This window comes from Brumimicrobium glaciale, from assembly GCF_004152935.1.
Taxonomy (GTDB): domain Bacteria; phylum Bacteroidota; class Bacteroidia; order Flavobacteriales_D; family Crocinitomicaceae; genus Brumimicrobium; species Brumimicrobium glaciale.
The window spans coordinates 374,201-395,257 of the sequence record NZ_SETE01000004.1; the positions used below are offsets into that span (position 1 = coordinate 374,201).

18 protein-coding genes are annotated in these 21,057 nt (G+C 34.3%); 8 read left to right on the forward strand and 10 right to left on the reverse strand.

The features are described 5' to 3' along the window. The first annotated feature begins 172 nt into the window (after positions 1–172). Complete coding sequence (locus ERX46_RS11325; protein WP_130093982.1) at positions 173–2,620, forward strand: T9SS type A sorting domain-containing protein; 2,448 nt, start codon at positions 173–175, stop codon at positions 2,618–2,620. Positions 2,621–2,898: 278 nt separating this feature from the next. Here the strand turns inward: ERX46_RS11325 and menD are convergent, their stop codons facing one another. The 3 genes from menD to ERX46_RS11340 are packed head-to-tail and all read right to left on the reverse strand — an operon-like array spanning position 2,899 to position 7,315. Continuing rightward, complete coding sequence (gene menD / locus ERX46_RS11330; protein ID WP_130093983.1) at positions 2,899–4,632, reverse strand: 2-succinyl-5-enolpyruvyl-6-hydroxy-3-cyclohexene-1-carboxylic-acid synthase; 1,734 nt, start codon at positions 4,630–4,632, stop codon at positions 2,899–2,901. Positions 4,633–4,686: 54 nt separating this feature from the next. Beyond that, positions 4,687–5,553, reverse strand: a complete 867-nt coding sequence (locus ERX46_RS11335) for a substrate-binding domain-containing protein (protein WP_130093984.1) — start codon at positions 5,551–5,553, stop codon at positions 4,687–4,689. After that, positions 5,543–7,315: an ABC transporter ATP-binding protein gene (locus tag ERX46_RS11340; RefSeq protein WP_130093985.1), complete on the reverse strand. Its 1,773-nt coding sequence runs from the start codon at positions 7,313–7,315 to the stop codon at positions 5,543–5,545. Before ERX46_RS11340 ends, ERX46_RS11335 begins: the two co-directional genes overlap by 11 nt. A gap of 344 nt (positions 7,316–7,659) precedes the next feature. On the opposite strand from ERX46_RS11340, the gene rlmB reads away from it, so the two are divergent. Next, positions 7,660–8,415 (forward strand): 23S rRNA (guanosine(2251)-2'-O)-methyltransferase RlmB, encoded by a 756-nt coding sequence (gene rlmB / locus ERX46_RS11345; protein WP_130093986.1) that lies wholly within the window; start codon positions 7,660–7,662, stop codon positions 8,413–8,415. Between the two features lie 501 nt (positions 8,416–8,916). Here the strand turns inward: rlmB and ERX46_RS11350 are convergent. The 3 genes from ERX46_RS11350 to upp are packed head-to-tail and all read right to left on the reverse strand — an operon-like array spanning position 8,917 to position 10,740. After that, a complete protein-coding gene (locus ERX46_RS11350) occupies positions 8,917–9,621 on the reverse strand; it encodes a YjjG family noncanonical pyrimidine nucleotidase (protein ID WP_130093987.1) in 705 nt (234 codons plus the stop codon). Then, complete coding sequence (locus tag ERX46_RS11355) at positions 9,618–10,085, reverse strand: hypothetical protein (RefSeq protein ID WP_130093988.1); 468 nt, start codon at positions 10,083–10,085, stop codon at positions 9,618–9,620. Before ERX46_RS11355 ends, ERX46_RS11350 begins: the two co-directional genes overlap by 4 nt. A gap of 7 nt (positions 10,086–10,092) precedes the next feature. After that, the gene (gene upp, locus ERX46_RS11360; protein WP_130093989.1) at positions 10,093–10,740 is read right to left on the reverse strand and encodes a uracil phosphoribosyltransferase; all 648 of its coding nucleotides are present in this window, start codon (positions 10,738–10,740) and stop codon (positions 10,093–10,095) included. A gap of 304 nt (positions 10,741–11,044) precedes the next feature. On the opposite strand from upp, the gene ERX46_RS11365 reads away from it, so the two are divergent. Then, on the forward strand, positions 11,045–12,403 hold the full coding sequence (locus ERX46_RS11365; protein WP_130093990.1) for an ATP-binding protein: 1,359 nt from the start codon (positions 11,045–11,047) through the stop codon (positions 12,401–12,403). A gap of 142 nt (positions 12,404–12,545) precedes the next feature. Here the strand turns inward: ERX46_RS11365 and ruvX are convergent, their stop codons facing one another. Next, positions 12,546–12,956 (reverse strand): Holliday junction resolvase RuvX, encoded by a 411-nt coding sequence (gene ruvX / locus ERX46_RS11370; RefSeq protein WP_130093991.1) that lies wholly within the window; start codon positions 12,954–12,956, stop codon positions 12,546–12,548. Continuing rightward, on the reverse strand, positions 12,957–15,353 hold the full coding sequence (locus tag ERX46_RS11375; protein WP_130093992.1) for a M1 family aminopeptidase: 2,397 nt from the start codon (positions 15,351–15,353) through the stop codon (positions 12,957–12,959). A gap of 173 nt (positions 15,354–15,526) precedes the next feature. On the opposite strand from ERX46_RS11375, the gene ERX46_RS11380 reads away from it, so the two are divergent. From ERX46_RS11380 to ERX46_RS11395, 4 genes are read left to right on the forward strand one after another with little or no spacing between them, the layout of a single operon-like run. Next, entirely contained in the window at positions 15,527–16,114 is a 588-nt protein-coding gene (locus ERX46_RS11380; RefSeq protein WP_130093993.1) for a hypothetical protein, read from the forward strand. 2 nt (positions 16,115–16,116) lie between these two features. Beyond that, complete coding sequence (locus tag ERX46_RS11385) at positions 16,117–16,383, forward strand: DUF493 family protein (RefSeq protein WP_130093994.1); 267 nt, start codon at positions 16,117–16,119, stop codon at positions 16,381–16,383. Continuing rightward, entirely contained in the window at positions 16,383–16,778 is a 396-nt protein-coding gene (locus ERX46_RS11390) for a hypothetical protein (protein WP_130093995.1), read from the forward strand. The genes ERX46_RS11385 and ERX46_RS11390 overlap by 1 nt, the downstream gene beginning before the upstream one ends. Positions 16,779–16,835: 57 nt before the next feature. Then, a complete protein-coding gene (locus tag ERX46_RS11395) occupies positions 16,836–17,474 on the forward strand; it encodes a hypothetical protein (protein WP_130093996.1) in 639 nt (212 codons plus the stop codon). A 76-nt stretch (positions 17,475–17,550) separates the two neighbouring features. On the opposite strand, the gene ERX46_RS11400 is transcribed toward ERX46_RS11395, so the two are convergent. Next, a complete protein-coding gene (locus ERX46_RS11400) occupies positions 17,551–18,474 on the reverse strand; it encodes an RluA family pseudouridine synthase (protein WP_130093997.1) in 924 nt (307 codons plus the stop codon). 46 nt (positions 18,475–18,520) lie between these two features. Next, a complete protein-coding gene (locus ERX46_RS11405; RefSeq protein WP_130093998.1) occupies positions 18,521–19,852 on the reverse strand; it encodes a DUF389 domain-containing protein in 1,332 nt (443 codons plus the stop codon). Between the two features lie 296 nt (positions 19,853–20,148). Between ERX46_RS11405 and ERX46_RS11410 the strand changes: the two genes are divergently transcribed. Then, entirely contained in the window at positions 20,149–21,045 is an 897-nt protein-coding gene (locus ERX46_RS11410; protein WP_130093999.1) for a flavin reductase family protein, read from the forward strand. The last annotated feature ends 12 nt before the right edge of the window (positions 21,046–21,057 follow it).

The window sequence follows — 21,057 nt, forward strand, 5'->3', positions numbered from 1 at the left end:
GTTTCGTGAATTGGTGGATTCGAAAATTGGAGGATTATAGGTTTTAGAGATTGGAGGTTTTAAGGATTGGTAGATTCAAATATTGGAGGTTTTAATATGTTAATTTTCAACATCTAAGTAAATTAATCATTTTTTTAGCATATGTTTATCGCAAATTAAACACTAAAATGATATGAAATTAAAACTACTTTTACTGATCCTTCCTATCTTCGGAACCTTCTTTAGTCATTCCCAAACAGAATTAGTTGTAACAGCACCAAGCGCAACAGCTACAACAGGACTTCGTGCACCGAATGGTACATCAGCACACACTACTGTTCGTGGAGTAATTATCGTGACAGCTGCAGAACTCGCTGCTATTCCTACTGGAACTACAATTACAAAATTAAATATGCTGATGGCGGCTGGAGTTTCTCCCGGACCTGCCGGTGGAAATATTGAATTTTATTTGGAAAATACACCTGATGTAACGAATCTTAAATCAACTACTTGGTCGACATGTATTTCAACTATGACGAGTGTTTACAATGGTGCATTTTCTTTACCAACTGCAATTGGACCAACAGCTCCGTTAACATTAACAACAGGTTTTGTATATTCAGGTGGTTCGGTCTACATCGCTTATGATTATCTTGGATCAACATTTACAACAATAGCTGGTACTTATGATGCAAACACAGATGTTGCAGGAGGTTGGAAAGGTATAGTTAGCTCATCTACTACTCCACCAGTAACAATTTCTGGGTCTTCAGCATTTAGACCATGTTTCCAATTTACATTTACAAATCCTTTTACAAATGAATTAAACGTTTCAGGACTTGCGGGTGAAAAAGGGATTTTTAATAATAATATAAAATCGACACAAACAATTACTTCACAAATTACAAATACTTCAGTAGGACCTTTAACTAATATACCTGTAACGCTTATTGTTGCAGGAGCAAATCCATATACGATTAGTCAAACGATTACTACAATTGCGCCTGGAGCAACAGAAACTTTATTATTTAATAATGTACCAACATTAAACAATGGATCTCAAACTTTAACTGTTTCTATTCCTGCGGATGATGATATTACAAATAATACGCAAGTATTCAACCAGCAAGTACAATGTGATACAATAGGATACACACAAGGATCTGTTCAAGGATCTGGTGTAGGATTTAATACTGGAACTGGAGTTATTGCAGTGCGACACGAAATCACATCGAATTTTCCAACATTTGTTGAGAATGTTTCTAATTACTTTCCAGTTTCTGTGGACAATTCAGGAAATACAATGAAAGGATTATTAATAAACGAAGCAGGTACCATTCTTGATTCAACCAATTTATTTACAATTACGGCAGCTATGCTCGGAACGAAACAAATTTTTAGTTTCATTAATGGTGCAATTGATGTTTCTGGAGATACTATTTATGTAGGATTTCGTCAAACCGCTAATTTAATTACTGGATATTTCCCTTTCGCAAATCAACTTAATTCTTATGTTGATCCTATTGCAGCAGCGACATTCCCTATTTTTGGTGGAGTTCCCTCTCCATTAGGCGATGGTCTTGGATACATGATGATTGACGCTACACTTACTTTTGATGGATTTGATGTTACAAATTCATCTACTAATGGAGTACTTTGTGAAAATTCTATACTCGACATTACACCAGTGAATGGTTTCAGTAATTATGAATTTTTCATTGGTGGAGTTAGTGTACAAAACGGTATAGTATCATCTTATTCAACTGGACCATTAACCGCATCAACAGACTTTCTTGTAGAAATTACAAATGGTTCATGTATGTTCAGCAGTAATTTACAAGCTATTACTGTTACCCCAGCACAAACCTACAATATATCAGATGGAATCTGTCAAGGAGATAGCTATACGCTCGGAACACAAACTTTGACAACAGGTGGAAGCTATACTGAAACATTTCAATCAGCAGCTGGATGTGATAGTATCATTAACTTATCATTAGTTGTTAATCCTCCAACAAGTTCTTCTTCAACGATTACACTTTGTGCAAGCTCTTATCTGTTTGAAGGACAAAATTTAACAGCGTCAGGAATCTACACAGAAACAACTACGAATGCGAATGGTTGTGATAGTACAATTACATTAGACTTAACATTGAATGCTCCTGTAACTGTAACAACATCGCTTACCGGTGCTACACTTACTGCAACTGCAACACCAACATCGGCAACTTATCAGTGGTTTGATTGTTTAACAAACACAAATGTCGCTGGAGCAACAGCTGCTGTTTTCAATCCAACAGTAAATGGAGAATATGCGGTAATCGCTTCTTCATCAAATGGCTGTTCAGACACTTCAAGTTGTACAGTAGTTTCAACAGTTGGTTTAAAAGACAATGTTAAAAGCTTTGGAATAAGTTTACATCCAAATCCAACTAATGGAGCTGTTACTGTTCTTTTAGAAAACATGGAAGCAAAGCAATACACTTTAGAGGTGATTGATGCTACAGGTCGTAAATTGAAAACACAAACGATTACTAATAACTCCACGCAAGTAGACTTATCAAATTTCAACAAGGGAGTTTACTTGATTCGAATTTCTAATGAAACAAGAGAAAGTACGCACAGGATTGTGAAGAATTAAGGTGATATTTAGATGTTAGATGTTTAAATATTAGATGTTAGACAATTAGATATTAGATTTTAGACAATTAGATGTTGGATGTTTTTCAAATAAGTGTTGAGTCTAATTTATGATGTGAATATTTTTAGAAGTTAAAGTAAAAAAGCCAATTTCGTTTATTCGAAATTGGCTTTTTTTATTTGGGAAAAATGGTTTTTTATTGGTTTCACATGCGATAAATATTTTTTTCACCCCCGTAGAGACGCAATGCATTTCGTCTCTACGGGGGTGAAAAAAAATTACATTCCTAAAACCGGAACATCCTTCACCTTTGTTTTCTCTAAATAATCCAATAAGATTTTTCCGCTCTCGTTGCCGTCTGTAAAGATTTCAATAACCGCTGGACGATCATTGGATTGGATTTCATAGAATTTATCCAATTGCTGATCAATTTCTTCCATTGAATTGGCTGCGAAATAATTAACATTGAACGCTTCACAAATTGATTTTGCTGAGAAGGAATGTTTGGCTACGAAAAACTCATCTCCGTTTGGTGTGCTTTGCGGTCCTGGAATAATATTGAAGATTCCTCCTCCTCCATTGTTAATCAAGAAAACTCTGAAATTTGAAGGAACATGGTGATTCCAAAATGCATTGCTGTCATAGAAAAAGCTGATGTCACCTGTGATGAAAGTATGTAATTTGTTTTCTCCTACTATTGCGTTTCCGATGGCTGTGCTTGTTGAACCGTCTATTCCGCTTGTTCCGCGATTACAATAGTATTTAATGCTATTAATCGGGTCAAAAAGTTGTGCGTAACGAATGACGGAACTATTCGATAAATGCAAGTCACTTTGATCGGGAACGGAATCTAAAATCAAATCGAAAACTGATAAATCTGAATAGGGTACGGTCTCCAAATATTGATCATGATTTCCTTTCACCAAGTAATCCAATTGTTTCCACTGCTCTCCATAACGCGAAGTATTTCTTGAGAATCCATCTTCTAACAGGAAATCTAGAAATGCATTGGGTTGCATAGGAATTGAATTGGTTAACGATTGATAAGTGTCCATAAACGGAAATTCTTGACCAATCTTCCAGTTGTTTTTCGCTTTGTATTTTCGCAAATAAGTTTTGATCTTTTTAGAAATTACTGCTCCTCCGATGGTAATCAATAAATCAGGCTGATATAATTCTGGATCGTTCTCTAAAAAACTGGTAATCGTCCTGTCGATACAATGAATAAAACTTTTGTCTTGCAAATTACTTGTGTTTTCTACCACAATTGCAACACTTTTATCATTGGCTAAATTCTTTAATTGTTCGTTCAAATATCCGTTTTTAGGCATTTGACCACAAAGAATCATTTTACGGGGAGAATTGTTCCAAATTTCACGCAATTCCTCTTTTTGAACAGAAGATAATTGCGGATTCAATTCCATTATTTCGGTAAATCCTTGAGCATTTTCAGAAGATGTTTCTTTCTCAATAGTTTTATATAAAGGTTCTGTAAAAGGAAAGTTAATATGAATTGGTCCTCCTTGAGCAGATTTGGCAATATTCATTACCTCATCGATTGTTCTTTTATTGAACCAAGTTTGATCTTTTGAAGTCGGCGTTTCATACAAAGTTGTAGCAGCACAAATATGATTTTGGAATGCATTTTCTTGACGAATTGTTTGTCCATCTCCATGATCTACCCATTCATTTGGTCGATCCGCAGAAACAACAATTAGCGGAATATTTCTGTAGAAAGCTTCACTCACCGCAGGATAATAATTCAAAAGTGCCGAGCCTGAAGTACACATTACCGGGACTGGAGTACCTGATTGTTCAGCCATTCCTAAAGCATAAAAAGCAGCGCTTCTTTCATCTGGAATAACGTAACATTTGAAACGATTGTCATTGGCAAAACTCACTACAAGCGGTGCATTCCTTGAACCTGGCGAAAATACAATGTACTTTACTCCATGTTTAAAAAATGATTCTACCAATTGTTGAACTCCTGCTTTCTCACTTACTTTTCCCATTTCACTTTTAAATTTAGCCAAGAAGGCCTATTCGAAACCAATAACTCAAATTATCTAAAACAACTTCTTCATGTAATCCTTAGCTTCCTCAGTGGTAATCAACTTCAATTTTAACAAATAATCGATTACATTATCGAAGTCTGCGTCGAATTTCGCTCCTTCATAGTTCCACTCTGTTTCACTCAACCATTTTGTAACATCGTCCAGTTTCAAACCATATCTCCAAGACAAAATTTCTGGCGTATTTTCATTTTCTTTTACAAATCTAGCTTTCTTGTTTACTACATCAAGCATCGTTTGCAATTCAGCTTCATATTGTTCAGCAATCTCAGTACGAACAGCTATTACGAAACAAGGCCAAGGTGTTACCACTTCATCAATGTAGCGACATTTCTCTTGTTCGACATAAGGATGCGTCGTATATTTTTCCCACAAAAATGCTTGTGCTTCATTGTTCTGCAAAGCCCAAAGTCCGCCATAAACGTCTCCTACACTATTGAATCTCAATTTATCGATATCCCAACCTTTTTGGTCAGCCAAAACATAAGACATCAAATGCGATCCTGATCCTTCGCGAGAAATTGCGAAAGTTTTCCCTTCTAGCTCTTCCGTTCTTTGAATCGATTTATCATCAAAAGGCACATGAATTCCCCAATGTAATGGCGATTTTACATAAACCTTTAATATTTTAGCATCTAAGCCTTGAAGAATTGCTCTTGAGATTCCTTCAGTCAATAAAACAGCAACATCGATGGTCTTGTTTTGCAAACCTTTGATCATTTGACCTGTTCCACCGCTCATGTCTTCCCAATGCAAAGCGATGTTTTCATTTTCGAAATCACCTTCTTGCATGGCCAATCTCCATGGTAAATTAAAGTGTTCTGGAACTCCACCTATTTTCAACTTCATTCTATTCTTCATCTCCTAAAAATTGTTTTTCGTATAAATTCTTATAAAATCCATCTTTTGCCAAAAGCTCCTGATGACTTCCCTCTTCCATCACACGTCCTTGATCTAGCACAATAATTTTATCTGCTCGTTGAATTGTCGATAATCTGTGAGCGATAACGATTGATGTTCTACCGACAGTTAATTTCTCTGTTGCTTTTTGAATTAATTCCTCACTTTCATTGTCAACACTTGAAGTGGCTTCATCTAAAATCAAAATGTGTGGGTTGTAAACATAAGCACGAATGAACGCCAGCAATTGCTGCTGACCAGTTGATAGCACTCCTCCTCTTTCGCCTATTTCGTAATCGTAATTGTTGGGTAATTTCATGATGAAATCATGCGCTCCAACAGCTTTTGCTGCTTCAATTACTTGTTCTCTTGAGATGTTTTTATCTCCAAGCGTAATATTATTGATTATCGTATCTGAAAACAAGAAAACATCTTGAAGAACTATCGAAATATTTTGTCTTAAATACGTTAAATCTACATCTCGAATATCGGTTTCTCCAATTGTAATTGTTCCTTTTTGGTACTCATAGAAACGAGAAAGCAAATTAACTATTGACGACTTCCCTGCTCCTGTTGCACCTACAAAGGCAACTGTTTGGTTTGGTTTTATCGTTAAATTAATATCTTTTAAAACCCAATCTTCATCTTGGTAAGCAAACCAAACTTTATCGAATTGAATATCTTTTTGAAAGTCAAGATTTCTAATTTCTCCAGCATCTTGAATTACTTCATCTCTGTCTAATGTTTTGAAAACACGTTCAGCACGAACAACTCCTCTTTGCAATACATTGAATTTATCTGCTAATTGACGAATAGGTCGGTACAACATATTTACCCAAAGTGTAAACTTCACAATTGTTCCAGTTGAATCTGCCGCTTCAGAAAGTCCGCTAGAAATTGACCAAGCGCTAAAAACGATTAGGAAAGCGATAGATAAAGAGGTAAGGAATTCTACTACTGGAAAGAAGATTGAATTGGCCCAAATGGTATCAACATGCGCTTGTCTGTGACGTGCATTAATTTCTGCGAAACGTTCTTTCTCAACTTCTTCACGGTTAAATAATTGAAGAATTGACATTCCTGTTAAACGTTCTTGCACAAATGTATTCAAGCGATTGACTTCAACACTTTCTTTTTGGTAAGCTTTCTTCATTGCTTTTGCGAAAATTCGAGTTGCAATTAAAAGCAGAGGAATTGGCAATAAAACAAAGACAGTAAGTAATGAATTTGATAGAAACATCCAAACTATAATCGTGACAAGGACAAGAATGTCCTTGAACATATTGATTAATCCTTGTGAGAATATTTCAGAAATGGCTTCTAAATCTGATACAATCCGCGTAACCACAGAACCGATTGGCGTTTGGTCAAAGTATTTCATTTTAAAAGACATCATATGTTTGAACAACTTGATTCTGATGTCTTTGATGAGTGATTGGGCTAAAAGATTGGCGAAAAATGTCGTGAAAAACTGGAAAACAGCTTCAAGAATAAGCATTCCAATAATGACTATTGTCCAATATAAAAGAGCATCCGCATTTTGACCTTTATCGATATATTCGTCAACCATGTTCCCGATTATACTTGGGCGAAGTGGGGAAACGACAGCTAATCCTAACGTAAAAATAAACGCTAAAAATAAATATTTCTTGTATGGTTTTACATAAACGAACAAGCGTTTTAGAATGTAAAAATCAAATATTGGTTTTTTGGTATCGCCCATGGTGCAAAAATAGCCTGTCGAATGAGATTTCCTTGTATTTAAAGTATAAATTATTGTAATAACATTAGAAACATTGATTGCGTAAGAAAGTTCAACAATTCAAAAGACAACAATAATTTGAAGTTACAATGTAAGAACCTTTAATAATGATGAATTCCCAAGGTTCGACAATCATTCAGAGAGAAAACGTTGGGTTGTTCTGCAAAACGTTCTGAATCATTGTTAAAATAAGGACAAATTCATGGAGTGAAGATGTTTAAAAACCCTACTAATTTTCGATAAATAAAAGTTGAAGATAGCTAATTCAAAAAGTAGCATTAACTTTGCACACTACAATATAAGATATGTCATATAAAAAAGGTGAAATAGAGGATTTAATTTTTGGAGTTCATGCTGTAATTGAAGCAATTGATGCCAGAAAAGAAATCAATAAGATAATGATTCAACGTGGAATGGATAAAGCGCTCTTTAAAGAGTTAAAAGAAGCTTTAGCCAACAAGAAATATACGTTACAATTTGTTCCAGCCGAAAAACTAAATCGATTGACGCAAAAGAATCACCAAGGTGTGATTGCGTTTATTTCTCCTGTGATTTATCATGAAGTGTCTGATGTTTTAACAGATGTTTTTGAAAGAGGAGATATTCCTAATTTCTTAGTGCTTGACCGTATTACGGATGTTAGAAATTTCGGAGCTATTGCAAGAACTGCAGAATGTTCAGGTGTTCACGCGATTATTATTCCAGATAAAAATTCAGCATTAATTACAAGTGATTCTATCAAAACTTCTTCTGGAGCGTTGACTAAAATTCCTGTTTGTAAAACAAAGGATCTTAACGAAGCTGTTTCTTTCTTAAAAGAATCTGGTTTGCGTATTGTTGCGTGTACAGAAAAAACTCATGATTTAGTTTTCGATGTTACTATGACTGGTCCAACAGCAATTATTATGGGTTCTGAGGAAGATGGTATTTCTTCAGAGTTATTGGCACTAGCACATCAGAGAGCTAAAATTCCACTATTGGGAACGGTTTCTTCTTATAATGTTGGTGTTTCTGCTGGGATTGTATTGTATGAGAAAATGAGACAGATGATTTTGAGTTAAGAGATTCAAAAGAAATTTATAGATACTGGCCGAGGATTAATTTTCTCGGCTTTTTTGTTGGATGATGGAGGTTTGTGGGCGGCGGTACCGCTTTTTTTTAACCGCAGAGTTAGATGCGGTTTCGCAAAGTTCGCGGAGGAGATACACCTGCGGTAAATGAGGAAACAGAGAGGTTTGGGTTGGTTAGTGGCGGTGCCACTTATTTCTAACACAGAGAACACAGAGGGTTTTCACAGAGATACACAGAGGATTCACCTGCGGTGAATGGAGAAACAGAGAGGTTTGGGTTGAGTTGGTGGCGATGCCAATTATTTCTAATATAGTGAACACAGAAACACACTGATCTTGACAATGTGAGGCTTTTCACAATTATGTAAAACTTTCCGAAGTAGAGATGCACAAACGACATTGATTTGAAGTGAATAGAGAAAATTGATTTCACCCTATTATCCTTCAAAAAAAATCTGCGAGATCTGCGGAAATCTGCAGGAGAAACACTATCTAAAATCGTAAAATCAATGGTGGAATTTCTTCCAAGTGTTCGATTCTAACTAAATCAGATTTTCCTTCGTGTTTTTTCTCGGGGTCGAATAAAACTCCTCGGATCCCAGCATTTTCTGCTCCTACTACATCAGCATTTATGTCATCTCCTATCATTATAGAGTTGGCTGCTTTTGCTTTTGTACGTTTTAACGCGCCTTGGAACACCAGTGGATGTGGTTTTGCTTTTCCAACTTCTTCACTGCACAATACATCATCAAAAAAGTGAAGTATCCCACTATTTTCTAATTTTGTAAATTGAACTTCTTTGAATCCGTTGGTGATGATATGTAAATTATAATTGTTATTCTTGAGATCTGTTAAGACTTCTTTTGTGGATGGAAAAAGATGCGTTTGATAAGGAGAGATTTCGAGATAACGGTTTCCCATTTGTTCCCCCATCTTTAAATCATCAATATTAAATTCTTTTAATGTATCTGTAAATCGACCATTTCTCAATTGAATTTTATCAATTTTACCTTGTGCATAATCTCTCCAAAATCTTGCATTCACATCTCGATAAATAGTCATGAAAGCATCAAATGAAGAAGAATGATCGCTCAATTTTAGTTCGTCGTATATAATACGCAATGCACTTTCGGAGTTTTTATCGAAATCCCACAGTGTTCTGTCTAAATCGAAGAACACATCTTTTATAAAATTCATAACATTAAATCTTTGATGAAATACGTTCCACCAGTAATGATGAAACAATCTATCGTAAGGAACAAGATAATCAACGGAAATGTTTGCTTATAGTGCTTATAAAACTTCGCAACTATTATTGTTCCTACTGGAATTGAGAGAAACAAAGGAAATGCCCAGTAAGAAAAAATTCTACCTATTTTTTGTTTATAGCGAATTACTCTTCTATTGCTTTTGGTAAACTTCCTTCTAACAGGAATTACTTTTCCCTTGAGTTGCGCTTTTTTGACACGCTTTGCATGTCTTTCAACTGAAAGATTCATGAAATAACTACTTCCAAAGTAAAATAAGGTTGCAGAAATATATCCTCCAATAGAACATACGATAAAAGTCTCCCAAAAAGTTAATCCAGCAGCTGGCCCGGCCAATGGAGTAAACATGAACTTCCATGAACTAAATAATGCGAAGCTTATGTAAGTCCACATCACTATATTATACTTTTTCTCCGTAAGCAAGATCGCCTGCATCTCCTAAACCTGGAACGATGTAAGCTTGTGCTGTAAGTTCAACATCTACTGCTCCTACCCAAATTTTTGTAGATTTCGGTAACTTTTTCTCAATAAAGTTTAAACCTTGCTCTGTTGCTATACCAAACACTAAATGAATTTGCTTTGGCGTTCCATATTTTTTCAAAACTTGATAAACACCCGCCAAAGAATTTCCAGTGGCTAGCATAGGATCACTGATGATTAATACTTTTCCATCCAAACTTGGTGATGCACAATATTCAACTTCGATTTCAAATTCTTCTTTTGAAGTATGCTTTCTATATGCACTTACAAATGCAGAATCTGCTTTATCGAAATAATTTAATAATCCTTGATGCATTGGGATTCCAGCACGTAAAATCGTAGCTAAAACAATTTCATCATCACATGTATTCATCATCGCTTCCCCAAGTGGAGTCGTAATTTCTTTCTCTGAATACTTCAGTGTTTTTGAAAGTTCGTAAGCCATTATTTCGGCTATACGTTCAATATTTCTACGAAAACGCAAACGGTCTTTTTGCACCTTAGCATCACGAATTTCAGAAAGAAATTGATTGAATATCGAGTTGTTTTTTGAAAAATCAGTTATCATAGTTCCAAATTTAGCTCTAAAATAATACGTTATTACAATATAGAGAGAATTATGTTGATTTTTTTGGATTTTTAAGATTTGTTTAGGAATAAGATATTAACACAAGACCACGAGACACACCACGAAGTAGCACCGAAGGTAATCTCCCGTTAGCTTGCATTAATTATTAAACGTTATAAATTAATAATTTAAAAAATTGCCCTTGTTTTGTTACACTATTTATTAAAAATTGGGTTTGTTCTGTTACATTATTTATTGAAAATTGGGTTTGTTTTGTTACATTTACATCAAATTACATTAAGCTATGGTTTTGAAAAGAGAGCGGTTCAAGCAATTATTGGCTTGGAAAGAAAAAAAGAACAGAAAGCCTCTAATATTGAGGGGAGCAAGGCAAGTTGGTAAAACGACACTAGTCAAGCAATTTGGTGAAACATATCAAAACTTTATTTACTTAAATTTAGAAAAATCAGATCATGCTAACTACTTCCTAAAAACGGATGATATTGATCAAATTATCAATACGATATTTCTAGTTAATGGAATCAAACTAGAGCAAAAAAACAATACACTTCTTTTAATAGATGAGATTCAAGAAGTACCGAAGGCAATTCAATTATTGAGGTATTTCTATGAAGAATCTCCTGATTTACATGTTATAGCAGCTGGTTCACTTCTTGAATTTGCATTGGACAAAGTGGCAAGCTTTCCGGTTGGAAGAGTTGAGTTTTTATATTTGAATCCGTTCAATTTTAGAGAATACCTTTTAGCCATCCCAAATAAATCAATTGTAAATGAACTGGATACTGTTCCTGTAGAAAATTATGCCCATGATTTATTAATGAAAGAGTTTCATCAATATGCAATTATTGGGGGAATGCCTGAAATAATAAAGAATTTTATTGAGTCAAATGATTTTACGGCACTACCTGAAATTTATGAAAGCATTTGGACCTCTTACAAAAGTGATGTGGAGAAATATTCAAAAGGATCTGTTTCAAGTAAGGTTCTAAATCATATCATAAATACAGCACCTTTTTATTTGGATGAAAGGATTAAGTTTCAAAATTTCGGAAATTCCAATTATAAATCAAGAGAAGTTGGAGAGGCTTTTAGAGATTTAACTAGCGCAAAAGTCATTCAATTAATTTACCCAACAACTGCAATAGAATTTCCTGCAATTCCAGATTTAAAGAAATCACCACGATTGCAAGTTTTAGATACAGGCTTAGTAAATCACACATTAAGAATTGCTCCAGATTTAATATTAACTGAAGATTTAAGTGAAAGCTACAAAGGTTCTCTATTACCCCACATAATAACTCAGGAGGTCATTTCTTTACAAACATTCAAGTCGGAATTACCTAACTTCTGGGTTCGCGAAAAATCTCAATCCTCATCAGAATTGGATTTAATATTAAGTCACAGAAATATGTTAATCCCAATAGAATTCAAATCAGGAAAAACAGGTACTTTAAGATCATTGCATGAATTCATAGACCGATCCAATCATCCTTATGGAATTAGAATGTATGGTGGAGAATTTAACGTAATTAAAACCAAAACACCTAAAGGAAAAGAATATTACTTAATGAATTTACCCTATTATTTAGGTACTAAAATTTATGATTATATCGAGTTGTTATTGAACGATTATAAGCTTTAGGAAAATGACTAAGCTCTAATCTGTAAGCTTTGTTCAAACATTAAAAGATGAGTCCTTTAATACTAACAAGATCCCTCAGCAGTGGTAAGTTAAAAAACAAACAACGCAACCGAATTATCAATTTTTAATTATCAATTATCAATTAAACAGAGGCCATATACGATTGCAATATTATAGTAGCACTCACCTCATCGATCAATTCCTTCTGTTGTCTTTTCTTTTTAGAAACTCCTCCTGCAATCAAGGACTGCATTGCCATTTTGGAAGTGAATCTTTCGTCCATCATGACTATTGATAACTCAGGAAATTGTTTGTCTAATGCTTCTTTGAAGAGACGAACATTTTGAGAACTGTGGGAATCCTCCATGTTTAGGCGTTTTGGTTCGCCAAGTACAAGTGTTCCTACACTTTTCTCTTTAACTGTTTTAATTAAGAAAGTCATCACTTCTCTTGTGGGAACAGTTGTTAATCCTGAAGCGATAATGTTATTTTCGTCTGTAATTGCTATTCCGGTGCGTTTCATTCCGAAATCAATTGCTAAAATTCTTTTCATTTATTCTTTAATAAATTTTTGCTTTGCTATTACTTCATTTTGATTGTAAAGCGCCACATAATAAATCCCACTTGGATATTTCTTTGTTGAAACTATTAAATGGTTTCCATCCATCTCTTTCTCGTTCATTACTTTTCCGCTGTTGTCGAAAATCTTAATTTTATTTGCTTTTTCAGCTTGTTCCCATTCAATATGCAAATTATCTTTTGTTGGATTAGGATAGATTTTCATTTGCTCAGGAAGATTTTCTCCAGATGTATTTAATGCGCTTTTACGAAAACCAAAAGCATACTCACCTTTTAATACTTCGGACAATTCCATTCTTCCAGAACCATCCGTCAAACTTCCTTGGCTAAAAGGAACATAAAACTCATATTCCTGCCAAGCTGATTTTTGATCAGGTCTCCACAATAAAACCAAACTATCTTCATTGAAGGAAATTCCGTTGTGATCTTTCATTAATCCATTGTCCAAATTTCCAGCTGCAGTATTTCGACTATCGTAAAACAATCTTGCTTTTGCTTTAAAACTATTAGAAATAATTCCATCTACTTTCCAATATCGGTCAGGTGAAATCACATATTCAAATCCTAAATTTGAATTATTAAATCCATCCGGCGCCACTCGATAATGTTCAATTCTTAAAAATGAAGAATCATCTTCTTCTTGAACATTCAAGTAGAAATATGCATAATTCAATTGTTCAGTTGATGTTGTAGTAATTACCAAATCTTCTCCAGTCACAGCGTTGAGTAACTTACTTTCCTTATTCAAATAAACCATAACTGGATCAAAAGGCACTAAAACATCAACATTTTGAGTCGCACCTGAAATGTTTTTGACAACAGAAAAAGTATTCCAATTGGCATCCATAAAAGTGATTTGAACTGGAACATCTTCGAAATAATCTGGAGCTTCAAAAAGTTTTTGTTGAATAAATACTTTTACATCTAATTGGCTTCCTTGGGTATTCACAATAAATGAATCAACTTCGAACCCGTTAAACCCTGGATTAAAAATGTAATTATCAAAGAATTTATCAGCATTATATCCTGTTGAACTGGTTAACTCATCTCTAAATTCTTCGGCATTGATACTTTTTAAAGCATAGTTTGTTTGAATTGCTTTTAGACCTGCAAAGAAGTCAGCATCGCCCATGTGGGATCTTAAATTATGCATTAAAGTTGCTCCTTTATTATAGGTATGCGTTCCATAAGTTGCATCATGCGGAACTCCAGAAATTGACAAAAACCCTCCATCATCAAAATGCGCTTTTTGAATTACGTTTCGATGAACGCCTTTTAATTCATTAATATAGCTTTCATAATCGTAAACATGTTCTAAGAATATCGACTCACTATAAGATGCCAACCCTTCGTTAATCCACATGTCTTCTGCCGTTCGGCAAGTCACTAAATTTCCCCACCAATGATGAGAAAGTTCATGCGCCATTAATGTTTCGTAAGACAAACTTCCATCAACTGCAAATTTCGGATACATCACACAAGTGGCATGTTCCATCGCTCCTCCATTAAAAGGAACTAATGCAAATGCAATTTTATTCCAGACATAAGGCCCATAATTGGCTTCGTAAGCATCCATTGCGCCAAACAAATTAGCAAATGAATTCTTTAAATCCGTTGTATCTTGTGGTGTTGCGATTAACATAACTGGTGTTTGAGCATTTGTCAAACTACTAGTGAATGTCTGAGCCACGTGCGTATATGGAGCCGCTCCAACACATGCCAAATAAGTTGGGATTTCTTCATCTAAAACCCAACGGCGAATATTCTCATTGTTCGGCCCTACACTTTCACTTTGGATATATCCATTACTGTAAGCTGTAATTGTTGAAGGAGTTGTTATTTCAATATCATAAGTTGCGCGTTCTTCAAAATTATCAAAACATGGATGCCAAGTACGACCATAATTATGAGGTTCAGATTGAAATGCAACACCCAGATTATAAGCGTAGTTTCCTGAGAAATAAAATCCACCAAATCCAGAAGGGTCTGTTTGCGGCGTTCCTCTATAAAAAACGGTTACCTCACTTTGATCTCCTGTATTCAAAGGAATTAAGAAATCGATACGTAAAAGTGTATCGTTGTAAGTATAAGTCAAATGATTGTTAGCTGTTTTTACAGAATCGACAGTTAATTTCAGTAAATCCAAAGAAATACCATCAATCGCATTCATTTTACTTTCAAAACTCACTTTACAAGAAGCGGAAAGTGTTTGAGTTGACATCTGTGTCAAGTCCATTTTAATTTGATAATCGAGGACATTAATTGTGTCGCTGCGCATATTATCAATCTCTCCATTGGTTTGACTATAACAAGAAATTGAAGTCGCCAAAAATAAAAACAGAGTATAAATTATTGTGTTGTATCTTCTCATTTTGAATGTATAAAAGTGCGAAAAATCTGAATGCTTGACGAATTTAGTGTTAAATCAAAGAAAAACGAAAGTTATACTTAATAAAATACCAAGCGTATATGCCTATACACTTTTAAGAAGTATTAATACGACATTTAAAACTATAATCGATAGAAGTCATTAATTTTGTTTCCATGACCAAGGAACAAGCGCATTTATTTTTCCCAAACCCTAAAGAAGAGGATTTGGAGGATTTATGGGAACAACGATTATTCGAACAGAAGCAATTCTTTCTAACGCGTCCACCACTGAGATTAGTTTGGATGTCGAGATTAAAGAAATTAGAAAAGCAGTTTGAAGCTTATTTGGTTTTAATAGATCAAGAAAATCCGAAGGAAAATATTCAGAATCATTTAGAAAGTGAAATTATTTTCTCAGATGAATTTGTAGCCGCATTTCATCAATTTCATAAGCAGAGAAATGTTTATAAATCTAAACTTCTGCAAGCACAAACTTATGATGCGCTTGTTAATGTCATTGACGAATGGTTGGCGACCGAGTTTCTTTACGCGGAATTTTGGAAAGTTGAAGAAAGTGAGCACAACGAAATTGAGGTGATTCGCAGTAAGGAGCCAGATCCTATGGACTTATTAAAAGACTTGAAAGAAACAGAAAAGTTAATTGATTCAAAAAGAATTAAGGACCTTAAAGAGAACTACAATATTCTCTCTGAAAACGTAAAGAAAGAAGTAAAAAGATTAACTTTGTTGACGAAAGTATAGATATGGAAGGACAATTTGACAAATTAAAAATACAGCTAGAACAACAAGAGTGGCCGAGTTTATACCTATTTAAATTCATCTCTCCTAGCGACAATCACAAAATTGCATTAATCACAAATATGTTTGATGAAGTTTCGGATATCACAATTCGTCCTTCAAGCAAAGGAAAATATACAAGTATTAGTGTAAAAGAAATCATGATGAGTGCAGATAAAGTGATTGAATTTTATGAAGAAGCTGCTAAAATTGACGGTGTAATTATATTATAATGGTACTACTAGTAATTGATATTAAACAAGCCATAGCTAATATTGCATGGATTACATTGTTCATTTCACTTTTCTTAATTGCCTACCGCATTCTTGTGAGAAGAATGAAAAGTGGTCAAATTGAGAAAAAACTGTATTTAACTTTACATCCAATTGAAAAAGATCCTGCGCTTGGTGTAGTTCCAATTTTTATGGAAATGAATACACCAATGAACGTTGAAGTAAGTGTTTTCTCGACTGATGATTCTATTCATAAAGTAATTGAACACAAGACTTATAAAAAAGGAGGAAACATTATTCAATTTGATACCCGTAACTTTGAGAATGGTTTTTACTTCTATCAAGCGAAGACAGAAAATCAAAAGACAAGAAAACTTATTGAAATAAGGAATTAATGCTTTAGATTTATAATGTAATCCTAAAGAATCCTTTATCCTTTAAAAACATAAATTATGAACAAACTAATCGTTTTAGCACTTCTACTTAGCTTATTCTTCAACGCTCAATCTCAAGTAGATTTTGCACCGAAATCTTCTTTTAAAGTTGAAATTGGTCTTCCTAATAATGTGAGTAATGTCGCTTTTCGTGAATTATTGCAAGGATTAGTAGTCGTTACGCCATCTTTTCAACATACCTTTGAAAATACTCTTTCCATAGGTGCAGGAATTCGATATGGTTTCTTCAATGTCAATGAATTTAAAAATAATGTTGACTTAACAGGTGCAATTCACATTGCTGGAGCATTTGTAAAAGTTGGACAGGAAAAATTTTATGGAAATTTCGGAGTTGATTACGGAGTGAGAATTGGATACGCAGCTAACTTTTTTGCTACAAACTATAATGATTCATTAAGAGGTAAACCTTTTATAAATGATGCAGTATTCGTAGAACCAACACTTGGATTATCCTTAATGGCAACTGAAAAAACTTCTTTCAGATTGGCTTTAGGTTATGCACTTCATGGATTTAAAACATCTCCATACCACATGGGTGTTGATACATTTAGTGGAATAAACAACTCTAAATTGGACAAAAACACAAGCTATTTCACAATTGGATTTGGTTATTCATATTACTTCGGTAAAATGTAGGAATAGATTTAATTCAGCTGATTATTGATAAACTCTAAAAGATAATTCTTGTTTTGAGTCAGTTCATTAGATGAATCTAATTTTTCTTATCCTCTATTCTTTTCACCCAGTTTTCTTCACGTTTTAAGAAGCGATTGAATTTATTGGGTAACTCTATTTCAAACGAGAGTTCTTCATTTGTTTTAGGATGCTTAAAAGAAATTCCAACTGCTGCTAAAAACATTCCTTTGTACTTCAGCGTAAATCCTTTTTTACCATATTGCTTGTCTCCAACAATTGGGAATCCTAATCTTGACAAATGAATTCTCAATTGATGCTTTCGCCCTGTTACTGGTGAAAGTTTGATCAACGAGATCCATTCATTTTTAACGGATGGAAAGACAGCCATAGACTCAAAATAAGTCACTGCGCTTTTCCCGTCAATTGAACTATTTAATGTTCCGCGCCCCTCTAGCCTTCCTTGAACAATTGCTTGATAAGACTTTTTCATCTCCCGATTTTCAAACATTCTGCCCAATTCAACGCGTGTACTGTGCGTTTTTGCAACCACAACAATTCCATGAGTTGGTGCATCTATCCTATGAGCGGGCAAAGGAATGGGAAGATAATCTTTAGCTGAACTTTTACTTACGTGATCGGGTAAAGCATTCTGAAGGGTTTTAAAAGTATTTCCAGAAACAGGAATTCCTGCAGGCTTTTCCACAATTGCCAATTCTTCATCTTCATAAATGACATTTAACTCAATCTCAAAATATTTATGATCAACGATTTTGTTTTCAAAAAGGATAATTAAATCTCCTTGATGAACATAATCACCAGATTTCGCTAGTTGATTATTTAAATAAATTTGATCCCTTGACAATGCCTTTTTAACTCCTTTTCTGGAAGAAATAGTGACCAGTTTCCCGACCAGATAATCATAAATCCTTGTTGAATCTTCACAAACCTCCACTGTAAGCTTTTCGATTTCAGTTTTTTGTAAAGGAAGAGAATCAGACATATTTTAGAATAAATTGTAAAGATTAGATTTATTAGTGCTTGATCGACTAATCAAAAAACACTTTGATTTCTTGTGCTTTCACACGTGAACGAACCCATGTATCAACACGTTTTTTGTCTTCTTTTTTTATGCCTAAAGAATCCAGAGTAAAAAGCACTATGGCTGTTTCATAAGGAGTATCTAATGAATCTTTAAACTTATAAGAACTGGCATAAGTACAAGTTTTAAGCTGCGGATAAATTGTTCTTATTTCATTTAACAAAACACGTCCCATATACTGGTTTTTCTGAATACTGTCTAGTTTAGAATCACGCAATTTCACTTCATTTAAAAGATGAGATAATTCTTCTCGTAATTTTAAAGTTTCATCATTATTGTTATTATTATCCGAAAAGTTTGAAAACGTAAGTCCTTGTTGGATAATGATATTTGCATCTTTTATTTCAAAATCATGAACTTTATCCTTAATCACTTCTTTTTGTGATTCATTTAATTCGGTCCCTCCATAAACTAAAGTGATTTCTCTTTTGTTTTGATTAACATCACTTTTCAAAAGATAATTCCCTTCAAAAAGGCTCACATTCGCTATATAGTTACTTGCTTTTTCAGAAAATTTTTCGTTTTGAACCAATCCATAACCAAAGTAAACACTAGGTAAAATAACTACAAAACTCACTATAGTTATCCATCTGTTGACTTTCTTCTTTTGCTTGTCATCAACAATTGTTCGGATAGGTAATTTTAATAACTGCGTAACAATTACCGATGCAATCGCAATAAACACGGTGTTAATTGTAAACAAATACATTGCTCCAAGAAAGAATTCTAATTGGCCTGTTGCTAAACCATAACCTGCTGTACATAAAGGAGGCATGAGGGCAGTTGCTATCGCTACTCCAGGAATTACATTTCCTTTATTTTTACTAGTTATAGCAATGATTCCTGCTACACCTCCAAAAAATGCAATAATAACATCATAAATTGTCGGACTCGTTCTGGCAAGTAATTCAGAATGTGCAGTTGAAAGCGGACTTAAAGAAAAATACAGAAAAGAAGCGATTAAACTGGCTCCTACAGCAAATGCGAAGTTTTTTATTGCCTTTCTAAATAAATCAAAATCATAAGTCGCAATACTGTAACCCATGACATTTATAGGCCCCATCAAGGGAGAAATAAGCATGGCTCCAATAATTACAGCAGTTGAATTTACGTTCAATCCAACAGAAGCCACAACTATAGCGAATACTAAAATCCATAAATTTGTACCTTTAAACCTTAATCCTTTGAGAATTTCTGCGTGGATAAAGTCATGCGATTCAACTTCAGAGTCTAAACTAAAGTACTCGGTGATTTTTCTAAAAGCTTGCGCTGGCGTCATCTTAATAGTTAATTTGTGTCAAATATAGTATAATGAAAATAAGTTTGAAGAAAATGTTAAAAATAATGATGGTTAAATACACAATCTCATATTGGAGGGTTCAAAAACCTTAGAAAATAAGTATTTCAAGAACCTAAAAAAGAGACATATCAATCGTATTAGCCACTATGACTTTAACTGAAAATGGCGAATAAGTTTTCCATAATTTCAATAACTTTTCAACAAAATACCAGTTTCATTTTTATTGAAGAAGATAAGCGTTACCTTTGTCGACTTGCAAAAATAAAGAGACTGATATGTTAACATTAGAGCCAAAAGAGCTACCCATTCCAGAATTACATCGCTATTTATTAGGCGCTATTGGACCGCGTCCGATTGCATTTGCATCAACAATTGATGAAAATGGAACTCCTAATTTAGCTCCTTTTAGTTTCTTTAATATTTTTAGTGCGAATCCACCAATTTTAATTTTTTCACCGGCAAATAGTGGACGTACTGGAAAGACAAAAGACACTTACGATAATGTAAAAAAGGTTGCGGAATGCGTTATCAATGTCGTGAATTACGACATGGTAGAGCAAATGAGTTTGTGTTCTTCTCCTTATGAAATAGACGTCAACGAGTTTGTGAAAAGCGGATTAACTCCAATCCCATCAGAGAAAGTAAAACCATTTCGTGTAAAGGAATCTCCTGTACAATTGGAATGCAAAGTCATTGAAGTAAAAGAATTAGGAACTGGCGGAGGCGCTGGAAATCTAGTGATTTGTGAAGTGGTAAAAATCCACATCAATGAAGAAATTTTGGATGATAATCGCATGATTGATCAACACAAAATTGATTTAGTTTCGCGAATGGGAGGAAATTGGTATTGTCGCGCCAACGAAGCATCGATGTTTGAGGTAGAAAAACCTGTTACAGCAATCGGAATTGGATACGATAAAATTCCGGAAGACATTAGAGCAAGTTCAATCTTAACTGGAAACGATTTCGGGAAATTAGGGAGTTCAGAAGCACTTCCAAATGAAACTGATGTTAACGAACACAAGTTAATTGAATTATCAGAACTTTTTGTAACTTTAGAAGATGAACCAGCCAAATTAGAGCTTGAACTTCATAAATTAGCCAAGAATCACTTGGAGAAGAATGAAATTGAAGCCGCTTGGATGACACTATTAGCATTTAATAACCAATAATATAAAACAACA

Coding starts and splice junctions, on each gene's coding strand:
- ERX46_RS11325 (WP_130093982.1), top strand. CDS start 173: ATGAAATTAAAACTACTTTTACTGATCCTTCCTATCTTCGGAACCTTC.
- menD (WP_130093983.1), bottom strand. CDS start 4,632: ATGGGAAAAGTAAGTGAGAAAGCAGGAGTTCAACAATTGGTAGAATCA.
- ERX46_RS11335 (WP_130093984.1), bottom strand. CDS start 5,553: ATGAAGAATAGAATGAAGTTGAAAATAGGTGGAGTTCCAGAACACTTT.
- ERX46_RS11340 (WP_130093985.1), bottom strand. CDS start 7,315: ATGGGCGATACCAAAAAACCAATATTTGATTTTTACATTCTAAAACGC.
- rlmB (WP_130093986.1), top strand. CDS start 7,660: ATGTCATATAAAAAAGGTGAAATAGAGGATTTAATTTTTGGAGTTCAT.
- ERX46_RS11350 (WP_130093987.1), bottom strand. CDS start 9,621: ATGAATTTTATAAAAGATGTGTTCTTCGATTTAGACAGAACACTGTGG.
- ERX46_RS11355 (WP_130093988.1), bottom strand. CDS start 10,085: ATGTGGACTTACATAAGCTTCGCATTATTTAGTTCATGGAAGTTCATG.
- upp (WP_130093989.1), bottom strand. CDS start 10,740: ATGATAACTGATTTTTCAAAAAACAACTCGATATTCAATCAATTTCTT.
- ERX46_RS11365 (WP_130093990.1), top strand. CDS start 11,045: ATGGTTTTGAAAAGAGAGCGGTTCAAGCAATTATTGGCTTGGAAAGAA.
- ruvX (WP_130093991.1), bottom strand. CDS start 12,956: ATGAAAAGAATTTTAGCAATTGATTTCGGAATGAAACGCACCGGAATA.
- ERX46_RS11375 (WP_130093992.1), bottom strand. CDS start 15,353: ATGAGAAGATACAACACAATAATTTATACTCTGTTTTTATTTTTGGCG.
- ERX46_RS11380 (WP_130093993.1), top strand. CDS start 15,527: ATGACCAAGGAACAAGCGCATTTATTTTTCCCAAACCCTAAAGAAGAG.
- ERX46_RS11385 (WP_130093994.1), top strand. CDS start 16,117: ATGGAAGGACAATTTGACAAATTAAAAATACAGCTAGAACAACAAGAG.
- ERX46_RS11390 (WP_130093995.1), top strand. CDS start 16,383: ATGGTACTACTAGTAATTGATATTAAACAAGCCATAGCTAATATTGCA.
- ERX46_RS11395 (WP_130093996.1), top strand. CDS start 16,836: ATGAACAAACTAATCGTTTTAGCACTTCTACTTAGCTTATTCTTCAAC.
- ERX46_RS11400 (WP_130093997.1), bottom strand. CDS start 18,474: ATGTCTGATTCTCTTCCTTTACAAAAAACTGAAATCGAAAAGCTTACA.
- ERX46_RS11405 (WP_130093998.1), bottom strand. CDS start 19,852: ATGACGCCAGCGCAAGCTTTTAGAAAAATCACCGAGTACTTTAGTTTA.
- ERX46_RS11410 (WP_130093999.1), top strand. CDS start 20,149: ATGTTAACATTAGAGCCAAAAGAGCTACCCATTCCAGAATTACATCGC.